Source organism: Tepidicaulis sp. (assembly GCF_965222285.1).
GTDB lineage: Bacteria > Pseudomonadota > Alphaproteobacteria > Parvibaculales > Parvibaculaceae > Tepidicaulis.
Map to the genome: position 1 here is coordinate 2,970,592 of NZ_OZ244942.1, position 21,084 is coordinate 2,991,675.

Annotated in this window: 17 protein-coding genes; 9 read left to right on the forward strand and 8 right to left on the reverse strand. The window is 61.1% G+C overall.

From position 1 onward, the window contains the following. The 3 genes from ACOQOT_RS14145 to meaB form a co-directional block, all read right to left on the reverse strand. Positions 1–684, reverse strand: a complete 684-nt coding sequence (locus ACOQOT_RS14145; protein WP_420559833.1) for a hypothetical protein — start codon at positions 682–684, stop codon at positions 1–3. A 116-nt stretch (positions 685–800) separates the two neighbouring features. Further along, positions 801–1,097 (reverse strand): 50S ribosomal protein L28, encoded by a 297-nt coding sequence (gene rpmB / locus ACOQOT_RS14150; RefSeq protein ID WP_420559834.1) that lies wholly within the window; start codon positions 1,095–1,097, stop codon positions 801–803. Positions 1,098–1,360: 263 nt separating this feature from the next. Next, positions 1,361–2,377: a methylmalonyl Co-A mutase-associated GTPase MeaB gene (gene meaB / locus ACOQOT_RS14155; RefSeq protein ID WP_420561958.1), complete on the reverse strand. Its 1,017-nt coding sequence runs from the start codon at positions 2,375–2,377 to the stop codon at positions 1,361–1,363. 327 nt (positions 2,378–2,704) lie between these two features. Between meaB and ACOQOT_RS14160 the strand changes: the two genes are divergently transcribed. Beyond that, positions 2,705–3,637, forward strand: coding sequence for a DUF3108 domain-containing protein (locus ACOQOT_RS14160; protein ID WP_420559835.1), 933 nt, complete (start codon positions 2,705–2,707; stop codon positions 3,635–3,637). A 17-nt stretch (positions 3,638–3,654) separates the two neighbouring features. Here ACOQOT_RS14160 and scpA read toward each other — a convergent pair whose 3' ends face one another. Next, the gene (gene scpA, locus ACOQOT_RS14165) at positions 3,655–5,811 is read right to left on the reverse strand and encodes a methylmalonyl-CoA mutase (RefSeq protein WP_420559836.1); all 2,157 of its coding nucleotides are present in this window, start codon (positions 5,809–5,811) and stop codon (positions 3,655–3,657) included. A gap of 374 nt (positions 5,812–6,185) precedes the next feature. Here scpA and ACOQOT_RS14170 point away from each other — a divergent pair, with 374 nt between their 5' ends. Beyond that, positions 6,186–8,555, forward strand: coding sequence for an ATP-binding protein (locus tag ACOQOT_RS14170; protein ID WP_420559837.1), 2,370 nt, complete (start codon positions 6,186–6,188; stop codon positions 8,553–8,555). A 56-nt stretch (positions 8,556–8,611) separates the two neighbouring features. Here the strand turns inward: ACOQOT_RS14170 and ACOQOT_RS14175 are convergent, their stop codons facing one another. After that, complete coding sequence (locus ACOQOT_RS14175; RefSeq protein WP_420559838.1) at positions 8,612–9,907, reverse strand: acyl-CoA dehydrogenase family protein; 1,296 nt, start codon at positions 9,905–9,907, stop codon at positions 8,612–8,614. Positions 9,908–10,304: 397 nt separating this feature from the next. Between ACOQOT_RS14175 and ACOQOT_RS14180 the strand changes: the two genes are divergently transcribed. The 4 genes from ACOQOT_RS14180 (at position 10,305) to fdxA (ending at position 14,741) form a co-directional block, all read left to right on the forward strand. Beyond that, the gene (locus tag ACOQOT_RS14180) at positions 10,305–13,382 is read left to right on the forward strand and encodes a helicase-related protein (RefSeq protein ID WP_420559839.1); all 3,078 of its coding nucleotides are present in this window, start codon (positions 10,305–10,307) and stop codon (positions 13,380–13,382) included. Beyond that, entirely contained in the window at positions 13,379–13,780 is a 402-nt protein-coding gene (locus ACOQOT_RS14185; protein WP_420559840.1) for an RNA-binding S4 domain-containing protein, read from the forward strand. Before ACOQOT_RS14180 ends, ACOQOT_RS14185 begins: the two co-directional genes overlap by 4 nt. 95 nt (positions 13,781–13,875) lie before the next feature. Next, positions 13,876–14,337, forward strand: coding sequence for a TerB family tellurite resistance protein (locus ACOQOT_RS14190; RefSeq protein WP_420559841.1), 462 nt, complete (start codon positions 13,876–13,878; stop codon positions 14,335–14,337). Between the two features lie 65 nt (positions 14,338–14,402). Next, a complete protein-coding gene (gene fdxA, locus ACOQOT_RS14195; RefSeq protein ID WP_420559842.1) occupies positions 14,403–14,741 on the forward strand; it encodes a ferredoxin FdxA in 339 nt (112 codons plus the stop codon). A 327-nt stretch (positions 14,742–15,068) separates the two neighbouring features. Here fdxA and ACOQOT_RS14200 read toward each other — a convergent pair whose 3' ends face one another. Then, a complete protein-coding gene (locus tag ACOQOT_RS14200; RefSeq protein ID WP_420559843.1) occupies positions 15,069–15,908 on the reverse strand; it encodes a hypothetical protein in 840 nt (279 codons plus the stop codon). Here ACOQOT_RS14200 and ACOQOT_RS14205 point away from each other — a divergent pair. Both ACOQOT_RS14205 and ACOQOT_RS14210 read left to right on the forward strand, forming a co-directional pair. Continuing rightward, complete coding sequence (locus ACOQOT_RS14205; RefSeq protein ID WP_420559844.1) at positions 15,880–16,398, forward strand: CarD family transcriptional regulator; 519 nt, start codon at positions 15,880–15,882, stop codon at positions 16,396–16,398. The genes ACOQOT_RS14200 and ACOQOT_RS14205 overlap by 29 nt on opposite strands. Before the next feature lie 224 nt (positions 16,399–16,622). Further along, complete coding sequence (locus ACOQOT_RS14210) at positions 16,623–17,519, forward strand: RNA polymerase factor sigma-32 (RefSeq protein ID WP_420559845.1); 897 nt, start codon at positions 16,623–16,625, stop codon at positions 17,517–17,519. A gap of 58 nt (positions 17,520–17,577) precedes the next feature. Here the strand turns inward: ACOQOT_RS14210 and ACOQOT_RS14215 are convergent, their stop codons facing one another. After that, positions 17,578–19,050, reverse strand: a complete 1,473-nt coding sequence (locus ACOQOT_RS14215; protein ID WP_420559846.1) for a M48 family metalloprotease — start codon at positions 19,048–19,050, stop codon at positions 17,578–17,580. A gap of 508 nt (positions 19,051–19,558) precedes the next feature. Here ACOQOT_RS14215 and ACOQOT_RS14220 point away from each other — a divergent pair. Beyond that, positions 19,559–20,290, forward strand: a complete 732-nt coding sequence (locus ACOQOT_RS14220; RefSeq protein ID WP_420559847.1) for a DUF6969 family protein — start codon at positions 19,559–19,561, stop codon at positions 20,288–20,290. 6 nt (positions 20,291–20,296) lie between these two features. Here ACOQOT_RS14220 and ACOQOT_RS14225 read toward each other — a convergent pair whose 3' ends face one another. Beyond that, positions 20,297–21,076 (reverse strand): thermonuclease family protein, encoded by a 780-nt coding sequence (locus ACOQOT_RS14225; RefSeq protein WP_420559848.1) that lies wholly within the window; start codon positions 21,074–21,076, stop codon positions 20,297–20,299. Between the last annotated feature and the right edge of the window lie 8 nt (positions 21,077–21,084).

The following is a 21,084-nucleotide window of genomic DNA, read 5'->3' on the forward strand; positions in this document are numbered from 1 at the left end:
TCACGCCCCGCCATAGCCCGGCAGCGGGCGGATGAGGCGGCGGAAGAGCTGATAGATGAAGAGCCCGAGAAAGGCCCAGCCCACATGGATGGCCAGAATGACGGCGGTGCGGTTGGCAACCGGCGCATCCGACTGCATCAGAAGCTGCACATAGAAGAGCCCGGCATAGAGCACACCGCCCCAGAGAATCGCGTAGAAGGGCGCCCGCCACCAGGGAATGCCGCGCAGCCGGTCGAACAAATAAACGCAGAGGATCTGCCCGGCGAAAAGCGCCCCGGCAAACGTCGCCATGACGGGCAGCGTCGCAAGCTCCCCTTGCACGGCCTGCAGCCCGTAAGTGGCTGTCGCCCAGATAAAGAGCCCCGTCACGATGAGCCAGGAGACGAGCACCGCGCTCATCGTCACCCCCGGCCCATAGCGCCGGTTCGTAAGGCAGAGCACCAGAAAGACGCCCGGCAGCACCAGATGGCCGTAATTCAGCCAGTAACCCGGATTGAGATACCATTGCTCCGGCGGGAACATATCGAAAGTGGTGACATAGCGGTCGCGCCCGCCGTAGCTGAGCGCCAGCACGCCGATCATCCCGGCCACCGGCAAGAGCAACGTGGCGCATACGCCGAAGGCCCGCGAGATAAGTCCCGGCCCGGCGCTTTTCCGGCGCGCTTCGATGGATTGATCGCTCATCCTCTTTCCCCCAATCGCCTCACTCTAGCGGCTTCGGGCGCGGGGGCGAAGAGGGCAGACACGAAAAAGGCGGCCCCTTTGCGGGACCGCCTCGAAAAACCGTATTAACGGTTAATTCAGGCTGCGGCCTGGGCCTGCGCTTTCTTCTGTACGGCGCGCTTCAGCTTGAGGGCGCGCGAGGAAAGCTGGCCGTCATGGGATTTGAGCAGGAACACATCAAGCCCGCCCACATGTTCGACCGAGCGCAGCGCATGGGCGCTGACACGCAGGCGGAACTGGCTGCCCAGGACTTCGCTCTGCAGCGTCACATTGCACAGGTTCGGCATGAAACGGCGGCGGGTCTTGCGATGGGCGTGGCTGACATTGTTGCCAGACATCACTGCTTTACCGGTCAATTCGCAACGGCGGGCCATTGCACGTTCCTCGTCTGCTCAGGCACTCTGGACTGCTCCCGAAAGCCGGGAAAGGGCCCGATCAAGGCCGCAAATCGCAAAGGCGGGTTATTCAAATAAAAGGAGCGCGCGATGGCGCCGCTCCTGAGGGCCGCACATATATCCGCCGCATCCGGACCCGTCAAGCCTATAGGGCCGGGAATGGGCCGGATTCCCGCCAAAAGAGCGTGAAATCGCCCTTTACGCCGGGGCCTGCCGCCGGGGCCCGCCACTGGGCCGCCCCGCTAATCGCGCAGAAGCAGGGCCAAAAGGCTGCGGGCCGCCGCCGTGGGCGTGGTTTTGCCGCCCGCCACCTCCCCTTCCAGGGCTTTCAGACGGCTTTTCGTGCCCTCATGGGTGCGCAGCTTCTCCATCATCCCTTCACGCAGCTCATTCCACATCCAGGCAAGGGCCTGGTCCGCCCGCTGCGCCTCGAGTGTACCCGTCTCTTTCATGATCTCTTCATAGCGCCGGACGGTTTCCCAGATATCGGCAAGCCCTTCGCCCTTCAGCGCCGAGGCAAGGCGTACCTCCGGCAGCCAGTGCTGGCTTTTCGGCCGCATCAGATGAAGCGCCGTCTTATATTCGATGGCCGCGCGCTTGGCGGCGGGCAGAAGATCGCCGTCCGCTTTGTTGACGACCACGAGATCGGCCAGCTCCATGATGCCGCGCTTGATGCCCTGAAGCTCGTCTCCGCCGCCGGGCGAGAGCAGCAGCACGAACATATCCACCATGTCGGCGACCGCCGTTTCCGACTGGCCAACACCCACCGTCTCGATCAGCACCACATCAAAGCCTGCCGCCTCCGTCAGCAGCATCGCCTCGCGCGTGCGCCGCGCCACACCGCCCAGCGTGCCGCCGGAAGGAGAAGGCCGGATAAAGGCATTGGGATCGCGCGCCAGCTCTTCCATCCGCGTCTTGTCGCCGAGGATCGAGCCGCCGGTGCGCGCGGAGGACGGATCGATGGCGAGCACCGCGATTTTCAGCCCCTGGCCCGTCAGATAAGAACCAAAGGCTTCGGTAAAGGTGGATTTGCCGACGCCGGGGGCCCCCGAAAGGCCGATCCGCACCGCTTTGCCCGTCTCAGGCAGAAGCGCGGCCAGAAGCGCCTGAGCCTGTTCCTGATGGTCGGCGCGGGTCGATTCGATCAGCGTAATGCCGCGCGCCAGTGCCGTGCGGTTGCCGGTACGGATCGCCGCCGCCATTTCCTCGATATTGACCGGACCGCGGCCGCCGCGGCTCTTTTCTGCGGTTTTTTCCATGCCTGTTGCATAGCGGGGAAAGGCGCTGGCGTCCATATCGAGCTTCTCCCGTCCACCCGTTCAGCAACCGTTCACCCGCAAAAATCCAAGGTGCCCCTCAGGGAACGCGGCGGCATTTCACCAAAAGCCTGGACCCCCAATTTCGTGGCTCGAACGCTGCCGTGTTCCCCTCATCCCCAATTTGTTTGCAGATTTCGGCGCAAGAGCCCCCGGCGATCTTGCCGAATGCGCCGCCGCGCTCCATCATAATGAGAACGTCGCCCGGAAAGACGAGACGTAAAACACAGTCTTCCGCGGACAGTCCGGGGCTGAATGCAGGATTGCCGAATGCCCGAAGAAACGAAAAGCGTTAAAAGACCTAGCCGCCTTGCCGCCGCCCTTGGCGCGGCAGCGCTGCTTGCCTTGCCCGCCGGGCAAAGCCTTGGCGAGAGCACGCCCGCCCCGACGCTCACCCGCACCATCACGCTCACGCCGCAAACCTCCGCCGTCACCGCGGTCGATCTCAGCTATCAGTTTTACGGCGGCGGCTTTCACGTGCTCTCGCTCGACACGCAAGCGGTGATCACGCCGCAAAACTACGAAATCGCTTCGCAAGTTCAGACCGAAGGCATCGCCGATACGTTTTTCAACGGCCATATGGAAAGCCAGGCGCGCGGCGTCATGACCCCGCAGGGCCCGCAGCTTCTCTCTTACAGCCAGGACTATGAAGGCACGTTCGGCGAGCGCTCGGTCTATATGTCCCGCACAAACAGCGGCGGCTATGACGTCACCGCCGTGCCCGAGGACGGGGTGCATGCGCAAGGCGGGCTTTCCGACCGGGTACTTCAGAAAACCGTCGACCCGCTTTCCGCCAGCATCTTCACCGCACTCAACAAAGGCGGCGCGCCCTGCCGTCAGGTGATCCCGGTTTTCGACGGGCGGCGCGTCTTCAACTTGCGTTTCGAGCCGGACGGCGAGGACATTCTGGAGCCCACCGTGGAAGAGGCTTATGCAGGCCCGGCCCTGCGCTGCAAGATTTCCTATGAGGCCGTCGCCGGCTACAGCCAGAAGTGGAAAGTGGCCGAGGCGAAAGACCCGCTGAAACCCTTCACGGTCTGGATCGCCAGGTTTCCCTTTGAAGGCAAAGAAAAAGGCGCAGGGGAAGAGCTTTACGTCCCCGTGCGCCTTTTGATCGAAACCCGCTACATCAACGCTACCGCGCATCTAAGCCGTGTCGTGATCGACGGGATGGAGCGCGTCGCCGCGCAGCACACGCCTTAAACTTTCCCTTAATAAGCTTACGCCAGCGCGCGGCGCCGCTCGCCGATGAGCCGTAGTACATCCTGTGCACAATCGATAATGTTGCTGCCCGGCCCGAAGATCGCCGCAACGCCGGACTGCATCAGGAAATCGTAATCCTGACGCGGTACCACGCCGCCCACGGTGACGAGGATATCTTCCGCGCCCTCTTTTTTCAGTGCTTCGATAAGCTGAGGCACCAGCGTCTTGTGGCCGGCAGCAAGGCTCGAAATCCCCACCACATGCACGTCGTTTTCCACCGCATCGCGGGCCGCTTCTTCCGGCGTCTGGAAAAGCGGGCCGACATCGACGTCGAAGCCGAGATCAGCAAAAGCGGTCGCCACGACTTTCGCGCCGCGGTCATGCCCATCCTGGCCCATCTTCACCACCAGCATGCGCGGGCGGCGGCCTTCGGTTTCGGCAAAGGCTTCGATATCGGCGGAAAGTTTCTTGAACTGCTCGTCGCCTTCATAGGCTTGGCTGTAAACACCGGACACGGATTTCACCTCCGCTTTGTGACGGCCGAACACTTTTTCCATGGCATCGGAAATCTCACCGACGGTCGCCCGCGCCCGCGCCGCATCGACGGCCAGTGCCAGCATGTTGCCATTGCCTTCCGCGCCTTTGGTGATCGCTTCAAGCGCAGCATTCACCTTCGCCTCGTCGCGGCTGGCGCGCAGCTTTTTCAAGTGGTCGACCTGGGATTTCAGCACCTTGGCATTGTCGATATCGAGGATTTCGATCGGCTCTTCCTTGTCGGTCTTGTATTTGTTGACGCCGACCACGACTTCCTCGCCCCGGTCGATCCGGGCCTGCTTGCGGGCAGCCGCTTCCTCGATCTTCAGCTTCGGCATGCCGGATTCGACCGCCTTCGTCATGCCGCCCAGCTCTTCGACTTCCTGAATGAGCTTCCAGGCTTCGCTCGCCAGCGAATGGGTTAGCGTTTCCACATAGTAAGAACCGCCCAGCGGATCGATCACATTGGTGATGCCACTTTCTTCCTGAATGACGAGCTGCGTGTTACGCGCGATACGGGCGGAGAAATCCGTCGGCAGCGCAATGGCTTCATCGAGCGCATTGGTATGAAGGCTCTGCGTGCCGCCAAGCACCGCGGCGAGCGCTTCCAGCGTCGTGCGGATGACGTTGTTGTAAGGGTCTTTTTCCGTCAGCGAAACGCCGGAGGTCTGGCAATGCGTGCGCAGCATCAGGGACTTTTGATCCTTGGCGCCGAACTCGCTCATGATCCGGTGCCAGAGAAGACGCGCGGCGCGCAGCTTTGCCACTTCCATGAAGAAATTCATGCCGATGGCAAAGAAGAAGGAAAGGCGCGGCGCGAAAGCATCCACATCGAGGCCGCCTTCGCGCGCCGCGCGCACATATTCCATGCCGTCCGCCAGCGTGAAGGCCAGTTCCTGCACCTGCGTCGCGCCCGCTTCCTGCATGTGATAGCCGGAAATCGAGATCGTGTTGAAGCGCGGCATATTCTTCGAACAATAGGCGATGATGTCGGAGATGATGCGCATGGAAGGGGCGGGCGGATAGATATAGGTGTTGCGCACCATGAACTCTTTCAGAATGTCGTTCTGAATGGTGCCCGAGAGCTTGTCCGGCGACACGCCCTGCTCTTCCGCCGCCACGATGTAATTCGCCATGATCGGAATGACCGCGCCGTTCATCGTCATGGAGACGGACATCTCATCGAGCGGAATGCCGTCGAAAAGAACCTTCATGTCTTCCACGGAATCGATCGCCACCCCGGCCTTGCCGACATCGCCGACGACGCGCGGATGGTCACTGTCATAGCCGCGGTGCGTGGCCAGGTCGAAAGCGACCGACAGGCCCTTCTGCCCGGCGGCAAGGTTGCGCCGGTAAAAGGCGTTGGATTCTTCTGCCGTCGAAAAGCCCGCATATTGCCGGATGGTCCAGGGACGGCCCGCATACATCGTCGCCTGCGGCCCGCGCGTGAAAGGGGCAAAGCCCGGCAGGCTGTTGACGTCATAGCCTTCCCCGGCAATCCGCTCCAGATCCTCGGCGGTATAAAGCGCCTTGACGTCGATCCCTTCGGGCGTGTTCCAGACGAGATCGTCCACGCTGCGCGATTTGAGCTGCTTATTCGCCTGCGCTTCCCAATCCTTGACGGTTTTCTTATCGGCCATGACGCGGCTTCCCTGTTCTGTCGCTGGTCCCGGCGGGCTCTTTTACCCATGCCCGCCGCTATTTGGCGCGGAGTATCTGCAAACAAAAAGGGCCGGTCAACGCATCACGCCCGCCTGCCGCCCCGCCCCATCCCCTGCCGTAGGGGCTTACGGGAAAAATCGGGGCGCGCGGCCGCTGAAAGCCGCGATCCGGCCTCGGCAGCGGCACCGGGAAGTTTAACACTTTCTGAAAATCGGCGCCGCTTTGGCTCATTTTCGCACAAAACCCGGGCGCGAAATACCGTCTCCCCTTGCCGAATTCTTCCGGATTTAGAGGAAACTTTACGTATCGGGCCCATAAAAGAACGAGCAAGCATGGGGTTGAGAGGTCAGGGTTGTCTGAAGGGACAGATCCATTGCACGTCCAGGACGGACCAGAGGAGGGACGAGCGTCACCGCTCGAGGTTCCGGCCGACACCTATCGGCGTATCCGTTTCGGCCAGATCAAACGTCTGGTGAACGGCCACGTGGCCGTGCTGCCCGCGCTCCCGCTGCTCTCCGTCTTTTTCGCCTTTTTCCTTGAAAGCATCTATCCCGCCTTCGTCCCCGCGCTATGGGTCGGCGCCATGTGCCTGCATGCCGCCCTCGTCTGGGGACTGCGCCGGATGATGCAAAAGGATATGGCAGCCGTCGCCGCAGATCCCGACAAATGGGCGCGCCTTTACGGCTGGACCTGCCTTTTCGGTTCTTTTGCCTGGAGCGCGATCGTGCCGGTCTTCTGGAATACGGCCATTCCCGACCAGTCGCTCTATGTATTGCTCGTCCTGATCTGCACGTCCTTCTTCACCGTCACCACCATGACAATGATCCCGCGCGTCTTTGTCATGAGCAACCTGCCCTATCTCATCACGATGGTAGCGGGCCTTGCCGTCTTGCCGGTGGTCATCAATCCGGTGATTTTCCCGATCAATATCGTCGTGCTCGGCGTGAATTTTTTCGTCGCCCTGCGCGCCGCCAAACGGGACTTCGACAACAACCTTATCCACATCGCCAATGAAGAATTGATCGGCGATCTGGAGCGCGCCCGGGATATTTCGGAAGACGCGCTGGCCAGCGCGAAGCGGGCGAATGCCGATCTATCGAGCCAGGAAGAGCTTTTCCGCGCGCTCGTGGAAAACGCCAAGGAAGGCATCATTCTGACCGATCAGGCGGGCAATATCCGCTACATGTCGCCTTCCATCAAACATCTGGGCTATGACCCGACAACGTTTCTGGGCGTGCCGCTTTCCGATCTCATTCCCCCGGACACCCGCCGCAAGGCCATCGAGCATTTTTCGCTGCAAAGCGATGCGCCCTATCCGCCGCTGATGCTGACCGATCAGATTCTGACGCCGACAGGCCGGCGCGTCTGGATCGAAGCGCGGATCACCGATATGCGCCATGACCCGAATGTCGGCGGCTTCATCGCCAACGTCCGGGATGTGACGGAGCGCAAACACATTGACGACGAGTTGAGCGAACACTTGGAAATCCTGAACGCACTTGCCCAGGACGCCCCGCTCGACACGATCCTGCGCCGCCTCACTTACGACATCGAGAAAACCAATCCGGCGCTGCGCGCGCTTCTGGTCTTGATCGAAGACGGCAAGCCGCAAAACGTCGTCGCCCCGTCCCTGCCGCGCACCATCCGCGACAAGCTGGAAAGCGGCGAAATTTCCCATGACGCGCTCTTGCTGAAGCGGGACATGCGCCTCGGCCAGGGCGCCATCGTGCCGGACATTGCCGCGGGCAAGGTCGATGGGCATCTGGCCGAATGCCTGAAACAGATCGGCCTGCGCTCCTTCTGGTCGCAGCCCATCATCTCGCGCAAGGGACGCCTCCTCGGCCTCCTTGCCGTTTTCCATATCCAGCCGCACACGCCGAGCACCAAGGAACTGAGCAAAGCGGACGGCGCGGCCCATCTTGCCGGCCTTGCCATCGAGCGGCGCCAGAGCGAGGGGGAGCTGCGCGAGGCGATGGAGCGCGCCGAGCTTGCCAACCGCGCCAAGTCCCGTTTCCTTGCCACCATGAGCCATGAGCTCAGAACCCCCCTCAATGCGATTATCGGTTTTTCCGAAATCATGCATACCCAGCTTTTCGGCCCGCTGGGCGACCGGCATTATTCCGATTACGCGAAAGATATTCTGACGAGCGGCAGGCATCTTCTCAGCGTCATCGACGACATTCTCGATATTTCAAAAATCGAGGCCGGGCGCTACGAACTTGAAGCACGCGAAATTGCCATCAATGAAGCGGTCGAATGGTCGGTGCTGCTTACCCAGCCCAAGGCGAATGAAAAGCACATCACCATCATGATGGAACTTGCGCCGAACCTGCCGCTGATCCTCGCGGACCTGCGCGCCATCCGGCAGATCCTGTTGAACCTGCTTTCCAATGCCGTCAAATTCACCCCCGAACACGGCATCATCACCATTGCCGCAGAGCGGGCGGCAAATGGCGGACTTAACTTCTCCGTCACCGATACCGGTCTCGGCATTCCCGCCGACAAGATCGAGCATGTGATGCAGCCCTTCGGCCAGGCCACCAACAACACGACCGAATACCAGTCGGGCACCGGTCTTGGCCTGCCCATCTGTAAATCGCTCATCGAAATGCATGATGGCCGCTTCACGCTGGAAAGCGAGGAAGGCAAAGGCACGCGCGTCACGCTTTGGCTGCCGCCGGAAAGATTGTGCCTGGAAGGTGTAGCCGTCACCGCTTCCTGACCCCCAAAAGAAAAGGCGCCCTGAGGCGCCTTTTGCACATTTGGTGAAGCCTTGGCCTATTCGGCAGCAGCTTTCTTCGCCGCCGGCTTGTCGATAAAGCCGAAAAGGTGCCCGCCCACTTTGCGGATCTGAATTTCCTCCGAGCCTTCCGTGATCCGGTAGCGCCGGTGGTGGCGGTAAATATGCTCGAAGGGCTTGTGGCGCGAATAACCGATGGCGCCATGCACCTGGATCGCCAGATCCGCTGCCTGACAGACAAGACGGTTCGCCCGGTAATTGCACATCGAGACTTTATCGGAGAGATAGCGCGCCACATCCGGTTTCGACATGCGGTCCATCTGCCAGGCCGTCTTGTAAACCAGATTGCGGATCATCTCGCATTCCGTATGCGCCTCGACCAGCGGGAACTGGATCGCCTGGTTGGAGGCGAGCGGCTTACCGAAAGGCGCGCGGTCCTTGGCATATTGCACGCTTTCACTGATGCAATATTGCGCGGCGCCGACGCCGGATGCTGCCTGGCGGATGCGGTTTTCATGCACGAAATGCTGCGCCAGCGCGAGCCCGCTTTCCGGCTCGCCGAGGATCGCCGTGTCCGGCACCCAGACATCCTTGAAGGAAACACGCGGATGGTCGGTCGGCATGTTGAAGGTCCAAAGATATTCCTCGACCTTCACGCTGGGCGCATCCGTCGGTACGATGAAACAGGTAATGCCGCGCGCCGAGCCGTCCTTGCCGGAGGTGCGGGCGAAAAGCAGATCATGGGTGGCGACATGCATGCCCGTGTTCCACATCTTCTCGCCATTTATCAGCCAGCCATCGACCCCATCGCGCTTTTCCGGCACCGCACGCGTTTCCATCCAGGTCGCATCCGAGCCGTGATTGGGCTCGGTGAGGCCGAAGGCCATGCGCACCTTGCCGGCGATCGAGCCTTCGATCATTTCCTTCTTCTGCGCTTCGGTGCCGAAATCGCGCAGCATCAGCACGGTCGGGAAATTGCCGACGATCGAGCTTTCATTCTGCAGATCGTTATGAAGCCCGAGCCCTTTTGCCGCCAGATGCTCGCGGATCACCGCCATGCCGAGATTGGTGCCGTTCTGGCCGCCATATTCTTCCGGCAGCGCATAGCGCAAATGCCCGGCGGCATCCGCCCGGCGGCGCATCTCGGACAGAAGCTCTTCCCAATCGTGGCGCGGCAGCCCGCCATTGTCCCAATCGGTGCGCGCATGTTCGCGCCGGTGATCGAAGAAACGGATATTGTCGTCCTGCTCCTCGAGCGGCTTGATTTCCTTTTCGATGAAATCGTCGAGGATCAGAAGATAATCGCGCAGATCTTGCGGGATATCGAAATCCATAAGGTCCCTCCCTAAAGCGTCATTTGCGTTGTTGCTTGGTGCTGTTTTTTCAATGACTGATGGGAGAACTATATCCTGTGTGCCGCGCGCGAAAAGCGCTGTCGCGCCAAGTCGCGCCCTGACGTCGCGTCACTGCCAAAAGACCTTCCCGTCAAACGTTAAGAAGTACGCCCGGCGCCGCAGCGGCGTTAACGCTTTCTATGTGCAAGTCACTGCCTCACCACAATATTTAGCCGTGAACGGAACACGAAAACGAACATGTCAGTGATTCGGACGTGCTTTGTTTCCCTATTGATCCATTTCTTAACCGAGCCAATTTTAACCTTTTATCCGCAGCGGTAGCGGGCTTGTTTTGACCCTTGCCACATGGCCGCTTTGCCCCGATTGTGCCCCTGTAATGACCCGACCTTCCCCACATCATCTTGTGTATGCCGACAGCCGCCTCGGCGCCGTTCTGGGGCCGACCAATACCGGCAAAACACATCTGGCGATCGAGCGCATGCTCGGCCATAGGACCGGCATGATCGGCCTGCCGCTCCGGCTTCTGGCACGCGAGGTCTATGAGCGGGTCTGCCGCAAAATCGGCGCGCCGTCCGTCGCGCTACTCACGGGCGAGGAAAAGATCGTGCCCGCCCGCGCGCGCTACTGGGTCTGCACGGTCGAGGCGATGCCCGTCAGCCAGCCCGTGGATTTCCTGGCCGTCGATGAAGTGCAGCTAGCCGCCGACGCTGAGCGCGGCCATGTCTTTACCGACCGGATATTGCGCGCCCGGGGCATTGAGGAGACGCTGTTTTTAGGCTCTGAAACCGCCCGGCCTCTCATTTCCAAATTGCTGCCCGGCGCCCATATCGAAACCCGCCCGCGCTTTTCCGAGCTCACTTTTTTGGGCCCGCGCAAACTGACCCGCCTGCCGCGCCGCTCCGCCGTCGTCGCCTTCTCCGCCGAGCAGGTCTATGCGATTGCCGAGCTCATCCGCCGCCACAGAGGCGGGGCCGCCGTCGTCATGGGCGCGCTTTCCCCCAGAACCCGCAATGCGCAGGTCGAGCTTTACCAGAACGGGGATGTGGATTTTCTCGTGGCAACGGATGCCATCGGCATGGGGCTCAACATGGATATCGACCATGTGGCCTTTGCCCAGACTGAGAAATTCGACGGGCGCCAGCACCGGCCTTTGCGCGTCAGCGAACTTGCCCAGATCGCCGGGCGCGCGGGACGCTATGCCAATGACGGCACCTTCGGCACGACGGGGGATGCCGCGCCTCTCGACAGCGAGACCGCCGAGCGCATCGAGGAACATTATTTCGAGCCCGACCGGCAGTTTCAGTGGCGCAATACCGATCTCGACTTTTCCTCCATCGACCGGCTGATAACGAGCCTTGAGGCGCCGCCGCGCCGCGAGGGGCTGGTGCGCGCACAAATGGCCTCCGATCTCGAGGCGCTCGGCCTGATGGCCCGCGACGGGCAAATCCGGGACAAAGCAGGCAGTAAAGAGGCGCTCAAACTTCTCTGGGAAGTCGCGCAAGTGCCCGACTTCCGCAAAATCATGGCCTCCGATCACGCCGCACTTTTGTCACGGCTTTACTTTTTCCTCATGGAAGACGGTATCATTCTGGAGGATTGGCTTGCCAAACAGGTTTCGCTGACGGACAAAACAGACGGCGATATCGATACGCTCTCGACACGCATTGCGCATATGCGGACTTGGGCCTTCGTCGCCAACCGGAACGGGTGGCTGAAAGACCCGGACCATTGGCAAAAGCGCACCCGCGCGATAGAGGATAAGCTTTCCGATGCGCTTCATGAGCGTCTGACACAACGCTTTATCGACCGGCGAACAAGTGTGCTCATGAAACGTTTGCGTCAAAACGAGGAACTGATGGCGTCTATTACTGCTGACGGAGAAGTGCTGGTAGAGGGCGAATATGTCGGCCGGCTGCAAGGGTTCGTATTCGTGGCCGATCCGCGCGCCGAAGGCGTGCACGACAAAATCCTGCGCGCCGCCTCGCTGAAAGCGCTTGCGAGCGAAATAGAAAGCCGCGCCGCGCGCCTTGCCGCTGCCGAAGACGGCGCCATTTCGCTAAGCGAGCATGGCCGTCTTCTCTGGGAAGGCCAGTCCGTTGCCAAATTGCACAAAGGCGAGGGCGCGCTGCGCCCGAAAGTCGAACTCATCGCTTCGGATCAATTGACGGGCCCGGCCCGCGAGCAGGTGCAGGCGCGGCTTGAAAAATGGCTGACTGCCCATATCGCCCAGATTCTCGAGCCGCTCGTCAAACTGAACGCAGCCGAAGACATTGCAGGCCTCGCCCGCGGCATCGCTTTCCAGCTTTACGAAAATCTCGGCCATCTGCGCCGCGAGACGGTGGCGAATGAGCTGAAAGAACTCGACCAGCCCGCCCGCAGCCAGCTGCGCAAATACGGCGTGCGTTTCGGCGCTTATTCCGTCTTCATGCCAGCCCTTTTGAAGCCTGCGCCCGCGCGGCTTTTGCTGACGCTCTGGAGCCTGCAGCGCGACACGGAGGCAGCCGATCCTTTTGCCGATCTGCCCAATCCGCCGGCACCCGGCCTCACTTCCGCGCCCGCCGAACAGAGCGCGCCGCAAGGTTTCTATGAAGCGCTGGGCTTCCGCGTTTGCGGCACGCGCGCCGTGCGCCTCGATATGCTCGAGCGCCTGGCCGACCTCATCCGCCCGGTCATTGCCGAGCGGCGCTATAAAGGCGGCTTCCGCGTCACCCCCGACATGATGTCGCTTGTCGGCTGTTCGGGCGAAGAATTCGCCGGGCTTCTGCGCGGGCTCGGCTACCGCATGCAGCTTGAAAAAGTCCCCCAATCGGTGATCGAGGCGGAGAAACAGCCGCCGGCGCCCGAACCCAAGCCTGCCGCAGAGGCCGCGCCCTCAATATCGCAGGAAGAGGCAGGCCCCGCCGCCTCCGAAATCGCCTTGCCGGGGAAAGTTGCCGCAGAAGCCGCACTCGCCGAAGAGCCTGCCGCCGATGGCGTCACAGAAACGGCGGCGCTTACCGAGACCACGGCGGACGATACGCCCACCGCGGCGCCTGAAACACCGGCTCCCGCATCCCAGAACGAAAATCTGGAAGGCGGCGAGGCGGCACCCGTAGCGCCTGAAACACCCGCCGCGGAAGCCGCACCTGCTGAGGCCGGTGCCGAAACCGGCGATGAGCTCGTCGAAGCGGAAATCTGGCGTCCGCAGCGTAAACACAACCCGCGCGCGCGCCGGCCCGATCATCGCGGCCAGCCGAAGAACGCGGCAAAAGATGGCGGCAAAGGGGCCGAAGACGGCGGCAGGAAACCCAAAGGCAAGTTCCAGGGCAAACGCAAAGGCCCGCCCCATAAAGGCGGCAAGCCGAAATCCGGCCCGCAGCGCTTTTCAGCCAGCCCCGCGCGCAAAGACAAGATCGACCCCGATTCTCCTTTCGCCGCGCTGGCCGTGCTGAAAGAAAAATCCGGCAAGGAATGACGGCCCCGCCGGAAGACCCGGCTGCAGAGACGGCCGCAACACAACGTCTCGACCGCTGGCTCTGGTTTGCCCGTTTCGTTAAAAGCCGCACCCTCGCCGCCAAACTCGTGGCGAGCGGCAAGGTCCGCGTCAACCGGGAGCGGGCACAAAAAGCCAGCCGCCTTGTGCGCGCGGGAGACGTGCTTACGTTCCCTCTAGGGCCTCATATTCGCGTGATCAAAATTCTTGCCCCCGGTACGAGACGGGGGCCGGCGAGCGAAGCTCAGCGGCTTTACGAAGACCTTTCCCCGCCCGCCCCCGCAGCCCCGAAGCCGGAAGCGGGCGAAAGAGACAAGGGCGCCGGCCGGCCCACCAAAGCCGAGAGGCGCCAGATCGACCGGCTGAAATCCACGGAGTGAGGCGGGACAAGGCGGGAATCACTAATTCCCATAAAATATTTGTAGTTGTTATTAATATCCTATTCGGATATGGAAAATAAAAATCGAGGACCGCGATGCTGAACCGGATCAAGGCGCTCTTTGCCGAGACGCCAGACAAAGGTGACGAAAAGAGCTTCGATGAAGGGCTCGTGGCCGCAGCGGCACTTTTGGTGCGCGCGGCCCTGATGGATGAAGATTTCGGCGCCGCCGAGCGCGACGTCATCTCCGCGGCGCTCAGCCAGTCCTTCGGCCTGAGCGAGGAAGAAGCCGCCTTGCTTCTTGCCGAAGCGGAAGCGGAAAACGTGGAAGCGACGGATCTTTTCCGCTGGACCTCGAAACTGCGCGAGGATTTCGACCACGAGCGCCGGGTCCAGCTCATCGAACAGCTTTGGGAAGTCGTCTATGCCGATGGCCGGCTCGACGACTTCGAGGCCAACCTGTTGCGGCGCGTTGCCGGGCTGATATACGTTCCGGACCGCGAATCCGGCGCTGCAAGGCAAAGGGCGCGACAGAAATTGGGATTGGACAGCAACTAGCTTGCAGTCAGTAAAAGCCCTGGCGCACCAGAACGAAGCCAGAGGCCGAAAGACCGGAGAGCACGATGACCTATGTGGTGACCGAAAACTGCATCAAGTGCAAATACATGGACTGCGTGGAAGTTTGCCCCGTGGATTGTTTCTACGAAGGCGAGAACATGCTGGTCATTCACCCTGACGAATGTATCGACTGCGGCGTTTGCGAGCCTGAATGCCCGGCCGAAGCCATCAAGGCCGATACCGAGACGGGCCTGGAAAAATGGCTGGAGCTCAACACCGATTACGCCAATAAGTGGCCCAACATCACCATGAAGCGCGATGCGCCGGAAGATGCGGCCGAACATGACGGCGAGGAAGGCAAGCTGGAGAAATATTTCTCCCCCGAGCCCGGCGAAGGCGATTGAGCCACCCCAATACATGACCCGGAAAGGCGCCTGACCTCAGGCGCCTTTTTCTTTGGGTTAAGGAAAAACTCGACAAAACCGCCCTATCCTTCTGTTTTCAGGAGGCTTTTGGGAGCGCGCGCTTCCTTTTTAGGAAAATATGTGGTATGCAGAGCAACAAATAGGCTCGTGCGAATCGACGACAGCGCCGGAAAACGGCGCTTTTGCTTTGAGCGATGGCCGTGCCTGACACCCGTTCCTGCCGCTTTGGCGCCCAGGAACCTCGAAATTGCGTGTATCAGAAACTTTGCACACGGCAAACGAGCAAACTGAACGCGGGAGATGGGCTCACCGCACTGGAACCTGACAGGCTTGCCTCATAATTGAACCGGCCAGTCCATCGCGCGGGACCCGCGGGGCAAAACGGAACAAAGACGGCATACCCTGAACGGCTGGCCCTGAACGGCTGGATTTTTTCGTGAACTGGAAGCAGGCGCCCCCAGAAGGGGAAGCCCGGCGAGAATGGAACGAAGCTATGGCGACAAAAGCAAAAAAATCCCCGAAAGCCGCCGCCAAAAAGACGGCGGCGAAAAAGAAGCCGGCAGCCAAAAGCGCTGCCGCCAAAACCAGCGCGAAAAAAACCGCGGCCAAAAAAGCCCCCGTAAAAAAAGCAACAACCTCTAAGACCGGAACAAAAACCAACGTGAAAGCCGCACCGAAGAAGACCGCCGCCAAGAAAACCGCTGTAAAGAAAGCGGCGGCGAAGAAACCGGCCGCAAAAAAAGCCGCCGTGAAGAAGACCGCTGCCAAGAAAGCAGCCGCTTCCACCGCCAAGACCAGTGCCAAGAAAACCGGCGCCAGCAAGCCGGCCGCTAAAACCGCCGCCAAGAAGCCGGCAGTAAAGGCTGCGGCTAAAAGCGCCGTGAAGACTGCGCCGAAGAAAAAAGCGGCCGCAAAACCGGCGGAAACCAAGAAAACCGCGGCTAAGGCAGAAAAACCGGCAGCAAAGGCGGCAAGCCCGGCCAAAAAGGCCAAAACCGCCCCGCAGACGGAAGCAAAAGCGGCCAAGCCCGCCGCCAAGGCGCCTGTGAAAGCGGAAGAGCCGAAGGCCGAGGCCCCGAAAGCGGCGCCCAAGCCGAAGCCCGCGCCGAAAAAAGTGGTGATCAACTTCAAGCCGAACGAATCCATCGTCTATCCGGCGCATGGGGTGGGCCGAATCCTGGAAATCGAGGAGCAGGAAGTGGCCGGCCACAAGCTGGAGCTTTTTGTCATCACCTTCGAGCAGGACAAGATGACGCTGCGCGTGCCCACCAACAAAGTGGACTCGGTCGGCATGCGCAAACTCTCCGACAAGCCCGTCGTCGAGGAAGCGCTGACCACCTTGAAAGGCCGCGCCCGCGTGAAGCGCACCATGTGGAGCCGCCGCGCCCAGGAATATGAGCAGAAGATCAATTCGGGCGATCTGATCTCCATCGCCGAAGTGGTGCGCGATCTGTTCCGCTCCGAGCGCCAGCCCGAACAGTCCTATTCCGAACGCCAGCTTTACGAAGCCGCGCTCGACCGCATGGCCCGCGAAATCGCCGCCGTCGAAGAGACGAGCGCCGAAGCTGCCAGCGCGAAGATCGAGGACATTCTGCAAACGGCCGCCGCCAAGGCGAAACCGACCGAAGCGGCCTGACCCTTTTTTGCATTCCGCTCAAAAAGCCCGGCTTCAGCCGGGCTTTTTATTTGCCTGTTTCGGCCTACACACCCTTCTCCCCTTCGTCACACTTCCAAAAACCCTAGCGATAACAAGGGCATAAACGCCTTGTGACTTTGGAACTAATCCAAACTGTGATGGAGTGCGTATGAGGAGATGACAACGGCGGAGAGCGCCCCGCCCCGAAAACCGGGAGAGCGAGAATGGCGGCAACAGAAGTTGGACAATCTCAAACGGCCCAGCGCCGCTTTGCCAAAAACGCGCTGAGCAAACCTCTTTTGACCCTCGAACGCGAGCAGGAACTGGCACGGGCCTGGGCCGACAACCAGGACACCCGCGCCCTGCATGAGCTGACCCAGGCGCATATGCGCCTCGTCATCGCCATGGCGTACCGCTTCCGCCATTACGGCCTGCCCGTGGGCGATCTCATCCAGGAAGGCAATGTCGGGCTGATGCACGCCGCCCAGCGTTTCGACGCGGATAGGGGCGTGCGTTTTTCCACTTATGCAGGCTGGTGGATCCGTTCCCAGATCCAGGATTACATCCTGCGCAACTGGTCGATCGTGCGCACGGGCACGACCTCGGCGCATAAATCCCTCTTCTTCAACCTGCGCCGCCTGCGCGCCAAAATCGCCAACGGCACGAAGGACGCGCTCACCCATACCGACCACCAATTGATCGGGCAGATGCTGCATGTTTCGCCCGAGGACGTGGCCTACATGGAAGGACGCCTCTCAGGTTCGGACCGCTCTCTCAATGCCCCGGCCGGCGGTGCAGGCGAGGAAGATGCGCCGCAATGGCAGGACCTGCTTGTGGGCGACGACGAAAGCCCGGACGATCAGGCGATCTCCGCGCGCGATACCGAACTTCTGCGCCAGCATATCGCCCGCGCACTGCAAGAGCTGAGCGAGCGGGAACAGAAAATCGTCGAGACAAGGCAATTGCGCGAAGAACCGCTGACACTTGAAATGCTGGGCAAGCAGCTCGGCATCTCGAAAGAACGCGTGCGTCAGATCGAGCAGCAGGCACTCAAAAAAATGAAAGAGGCCCTCGTCGCCTCGCTCGGCCAGAACGCCGAGGCCGCGCTTCACGGCTATTGAGGTTCCGCAAACCCATCGCCTCCCTCTCCCGCAGCTGCCCTCTTGCGGGAAAGCCGCCTCACTCGGCGATGAGTTTGACCGTGCTGGACGGTTTGGGCTCACCCCCCTCGCCCAGGCCGTTCAGCACCCGGAACCTTTCAAGCGCATAAGCTTCAACTTTCATGCGCGCGGCAAGCAAGGCTGCGCTTTGGCCCGGCTGAACCTTTACCGTGCGGATCCGCAGCGGCTTGATACGGGCCGCTTCCGCTTTGGAGAGGAGCCGGAAACTTTTCACCATCCCGTCGATCGAGGCGTCATGCGCGCCGCCTGCCTGCGGCGCCGTACCGGCCAGGAAACGGTAGACGCGCCCCTCCCGCCCCTCGATCGCAACGATGCGCGTGCGCATATTCTGCAGCCGTGTCCAGGCTTCGGCGGCGGCAAGCCCGCCCACCTCAAAACGCCTCAAACCCGAAAGCCGCAATTGCCGCGCCCAGTCATTGGCAAGGTAATCGGCAATATCCAGGCGCGGCGCTTTTTCCCCGGTATCGAATTTGACCACACTCTTATCCGGCCCGAAGGCCCAGACGGCGGCAGGCGTGTTTTGCAGATGAAAATCCGCCGGTGCCTTAAAGCGAAAGCCGAGACCGGAATGTAAAAACTCCCTGCCTCTGATCACGCCTTCTTCGGGCCTGTCCCCGTAAAGCAGCCCGTCAACGGCGCGCAAATGCGCAGCTGCATTCATCTCCCCGGCGCCGTGCGGCACGCCCGTTTCCGCGGCAAGGCGCGCGGCTTCCCGCACGCGCGCTTCATTTGCTGGATGCGTCGCCAGCCAGTCGACCTGTGCGGCATTCGCATCCCGGTTGGCGAGTTTTGCAGCAAGCGCCGTTTCATCGGCGAGCTGTTTCAAAAAACTTGCCTGCGCATAAGGATCGTACCCGGCCCGCGCCAGATAGCGCACGCCGAGACTGTCCGCTTCAAACTCCTGCTCGCGCGAATAGCTGGCAAGCAGCCCCTGACTGCCTAGATTGAAAAGCTGATTGACCGCCGAGCTTCCCACCACCGCGCCGAGCAGCGTACCGAAAATCTGCGAGCCGACGGCGGCGGTTTGACGCTGGGCGCTGTGGCGGGCGGCGACATGGCCAATCTCGTGAGCAAGCACCCCGGCAAGCTCCGCCTCGCTATTGGCAAGCGCCAGCAGCCCGCGCGTCACATAGACATAGCCGCCCGGCAGCGCGAAGGCATTGACGACCGGGCTGTCGAGCACGCTCACCGTATAAGGAATATCGGGAAGATCGGAGGCCCGCGCCACGCGCAGCGCGACCTTGGCGACATAGGCGCCGACTTCTGCGTCCTCATAAACGCCGCCATAGGCTTTGAGGATTTGGGGATGCGCCTCAGCCCCGATCCGCGCTTCTTCCTGCGGCGACATGAAAGGCGTGAAGTCTTCCTCGCCCGTTGCCGGATTGGTCGTGCAGGCGGCAAGCCCGGCAAACGCCGCGCCTATAAAAGCGGGAACAAGAACCTTCCAAAGAGCGGCGCCTGCGGACCGCATTACTCTTTCCTTTTGCGCCATACGCGCCATCCCCCTAACACCGCCGCTGCCTGCTTTTTATGCAGACAGTACATGGACCGTCTGAATGCAGACTGAACACACGCATATGTGATTTTAGTTATATTGATACACAAATCCTCCTCTCACTAGAGTACTCACGTTAATCCACGATGAGAGGTGGGAAATGGACTCCCAGAAGAAAAGCTTTAAGAAAACCGCTCTCGTGCTCGGCACGGCCATGGCCATGACGAGCGCGGTAGCCGCAGGCCCCGCATTCGCAGCTTGCTCGCCCTGCAATCCTTGCAAGGCCGCATCCTGCAGCGCATGCAATCCCTGCAACCCGTGCAAAGCAGGCGGCTGCAGCCCCTGCAATCCGTGCAACCCCTGCAATCCTTGCGGCGCACACTAAGCACGTGATTTGAAAAACCCGGCGCAACAGGGCCTTTCGGGGCTGTGTTGCGCCGGGTTTGTCGTTTATAGAGGGGTGGTCAACCTCAGGAATTTTGCCGTGCGTGAACAGGACCCTTACCGCCCCGACCTTTCGCTGATCGCTCCCGAGCTGCGCCGCCGCATGGAAGCGGCCGCCGAAGAAGTGGTCGAGATCGCCAACGATCTGGCCGCCAATAACCGCAACGTGGTCAGCGCGCTTTTCGATGCCGAAGCCCCCTTCTACGAATGGCAGCATTATCCGAAGGGCGACGTCTTCGACCCTGTGACCCATGCCCAGTTCTACTACCACTCCCATAACGGGGAATGGGAAGAACACGGACATTTCCACACTTTTATGCGCGCGGGCGGCATGCCGGAAAACGTCCAGCCCGTTTCCCATGAAGGCGAGGACAAACAGGACTGGCCGGAAGGCAAGGACGCGCTCAGCCATCTGATCGGCTTTTCCATCGACCATCACGGCCTGCCCGCCCGGCTCTTCACCACCAACCGCTGGGTGACGGGAGAAACCTTTTATCCGGCCGAAGATGTCATCGCGATGCTCGACCGGTTCGACATGAATGTCGCCGGACCTTTCGAACAAACGGGCCGCTGGCTCTCGGCCATGTGTCTGCTCTTTCGCCCGCAAGTCGAGGCGCTTTTGCGCGAGCGCGACGAAACCATGGCAGCGCGCGCCAAAATATATGCCCCCACCGGCAAGGATATTTACGAGGACCGCGGGCTGGAGGTGACCTCGGCCTGCGAGATTTCGATCATGGACCAGCTGCAATGGCTGGGACTGCTCGAAGACTGACCGCCCTCATTCACCGGGCTCATCTTCCTCGGTTTGCGGCAAAGCAGGCGGCGCGCCCGGCAACACCAGAACCTCGATCTGCTCGGGGTGGGTGAGCACGATTTCCGGCCCGTTCCTGTCCCTCAGCCAGCCACGCACCCGGATCACGCCGCCTTTCAGCGCCGCCAGCATATCGGGCACGGGCTTGCCCGGCCCGAAACGGCGCAGATCGCGCTTGGTGATCGTGACGGTGAAATCCCGCCGCCAATCATGGGCAAAATTCATATAGAGTTTCGATTTGACGTAAGAGACGTCGATGACCTCCCCCTCGATCAGCTGAAAGGAGCCCGTGAGCCCCTCCAGCTTTTTCAAATCGTCCGCGCTGCGCACCGCATAAAAGGGATGCGCCCAGATGCCGCGCAGCGCCCGGCGCGCTTCGCCCTCCACTTCCAAGAGTTCGAGCGTACAGCCGTAATTGTCGGCAAAACTATAAACCCGGGCCCAGCCTTGCTCGACCAGCGCCCGCTGCACCCAGATTTTCTCCTCGCCGACGAAAAGATGCGCCAGCACCCGCCCATGCCGGTCGACCGAGCGCCCATCCACGCTTAGCGCTACTTCTTTGCCGAGCATCAGTTCCACTGCCGCCGCCCGCGCTTCTTCGGCCAAAGGCCAGGGCATGAAGCCCTTTCGCCCCAAAGGCAGTTTAGGCGCCTGAATGCCGACGAAGCGGATCTCACGCCCATCGGCAAGGCGCGCCGTATCGCCATCGATCACTTCCTCGACCACCCCGCCCGGCAATTCACGCATGGCGCAGG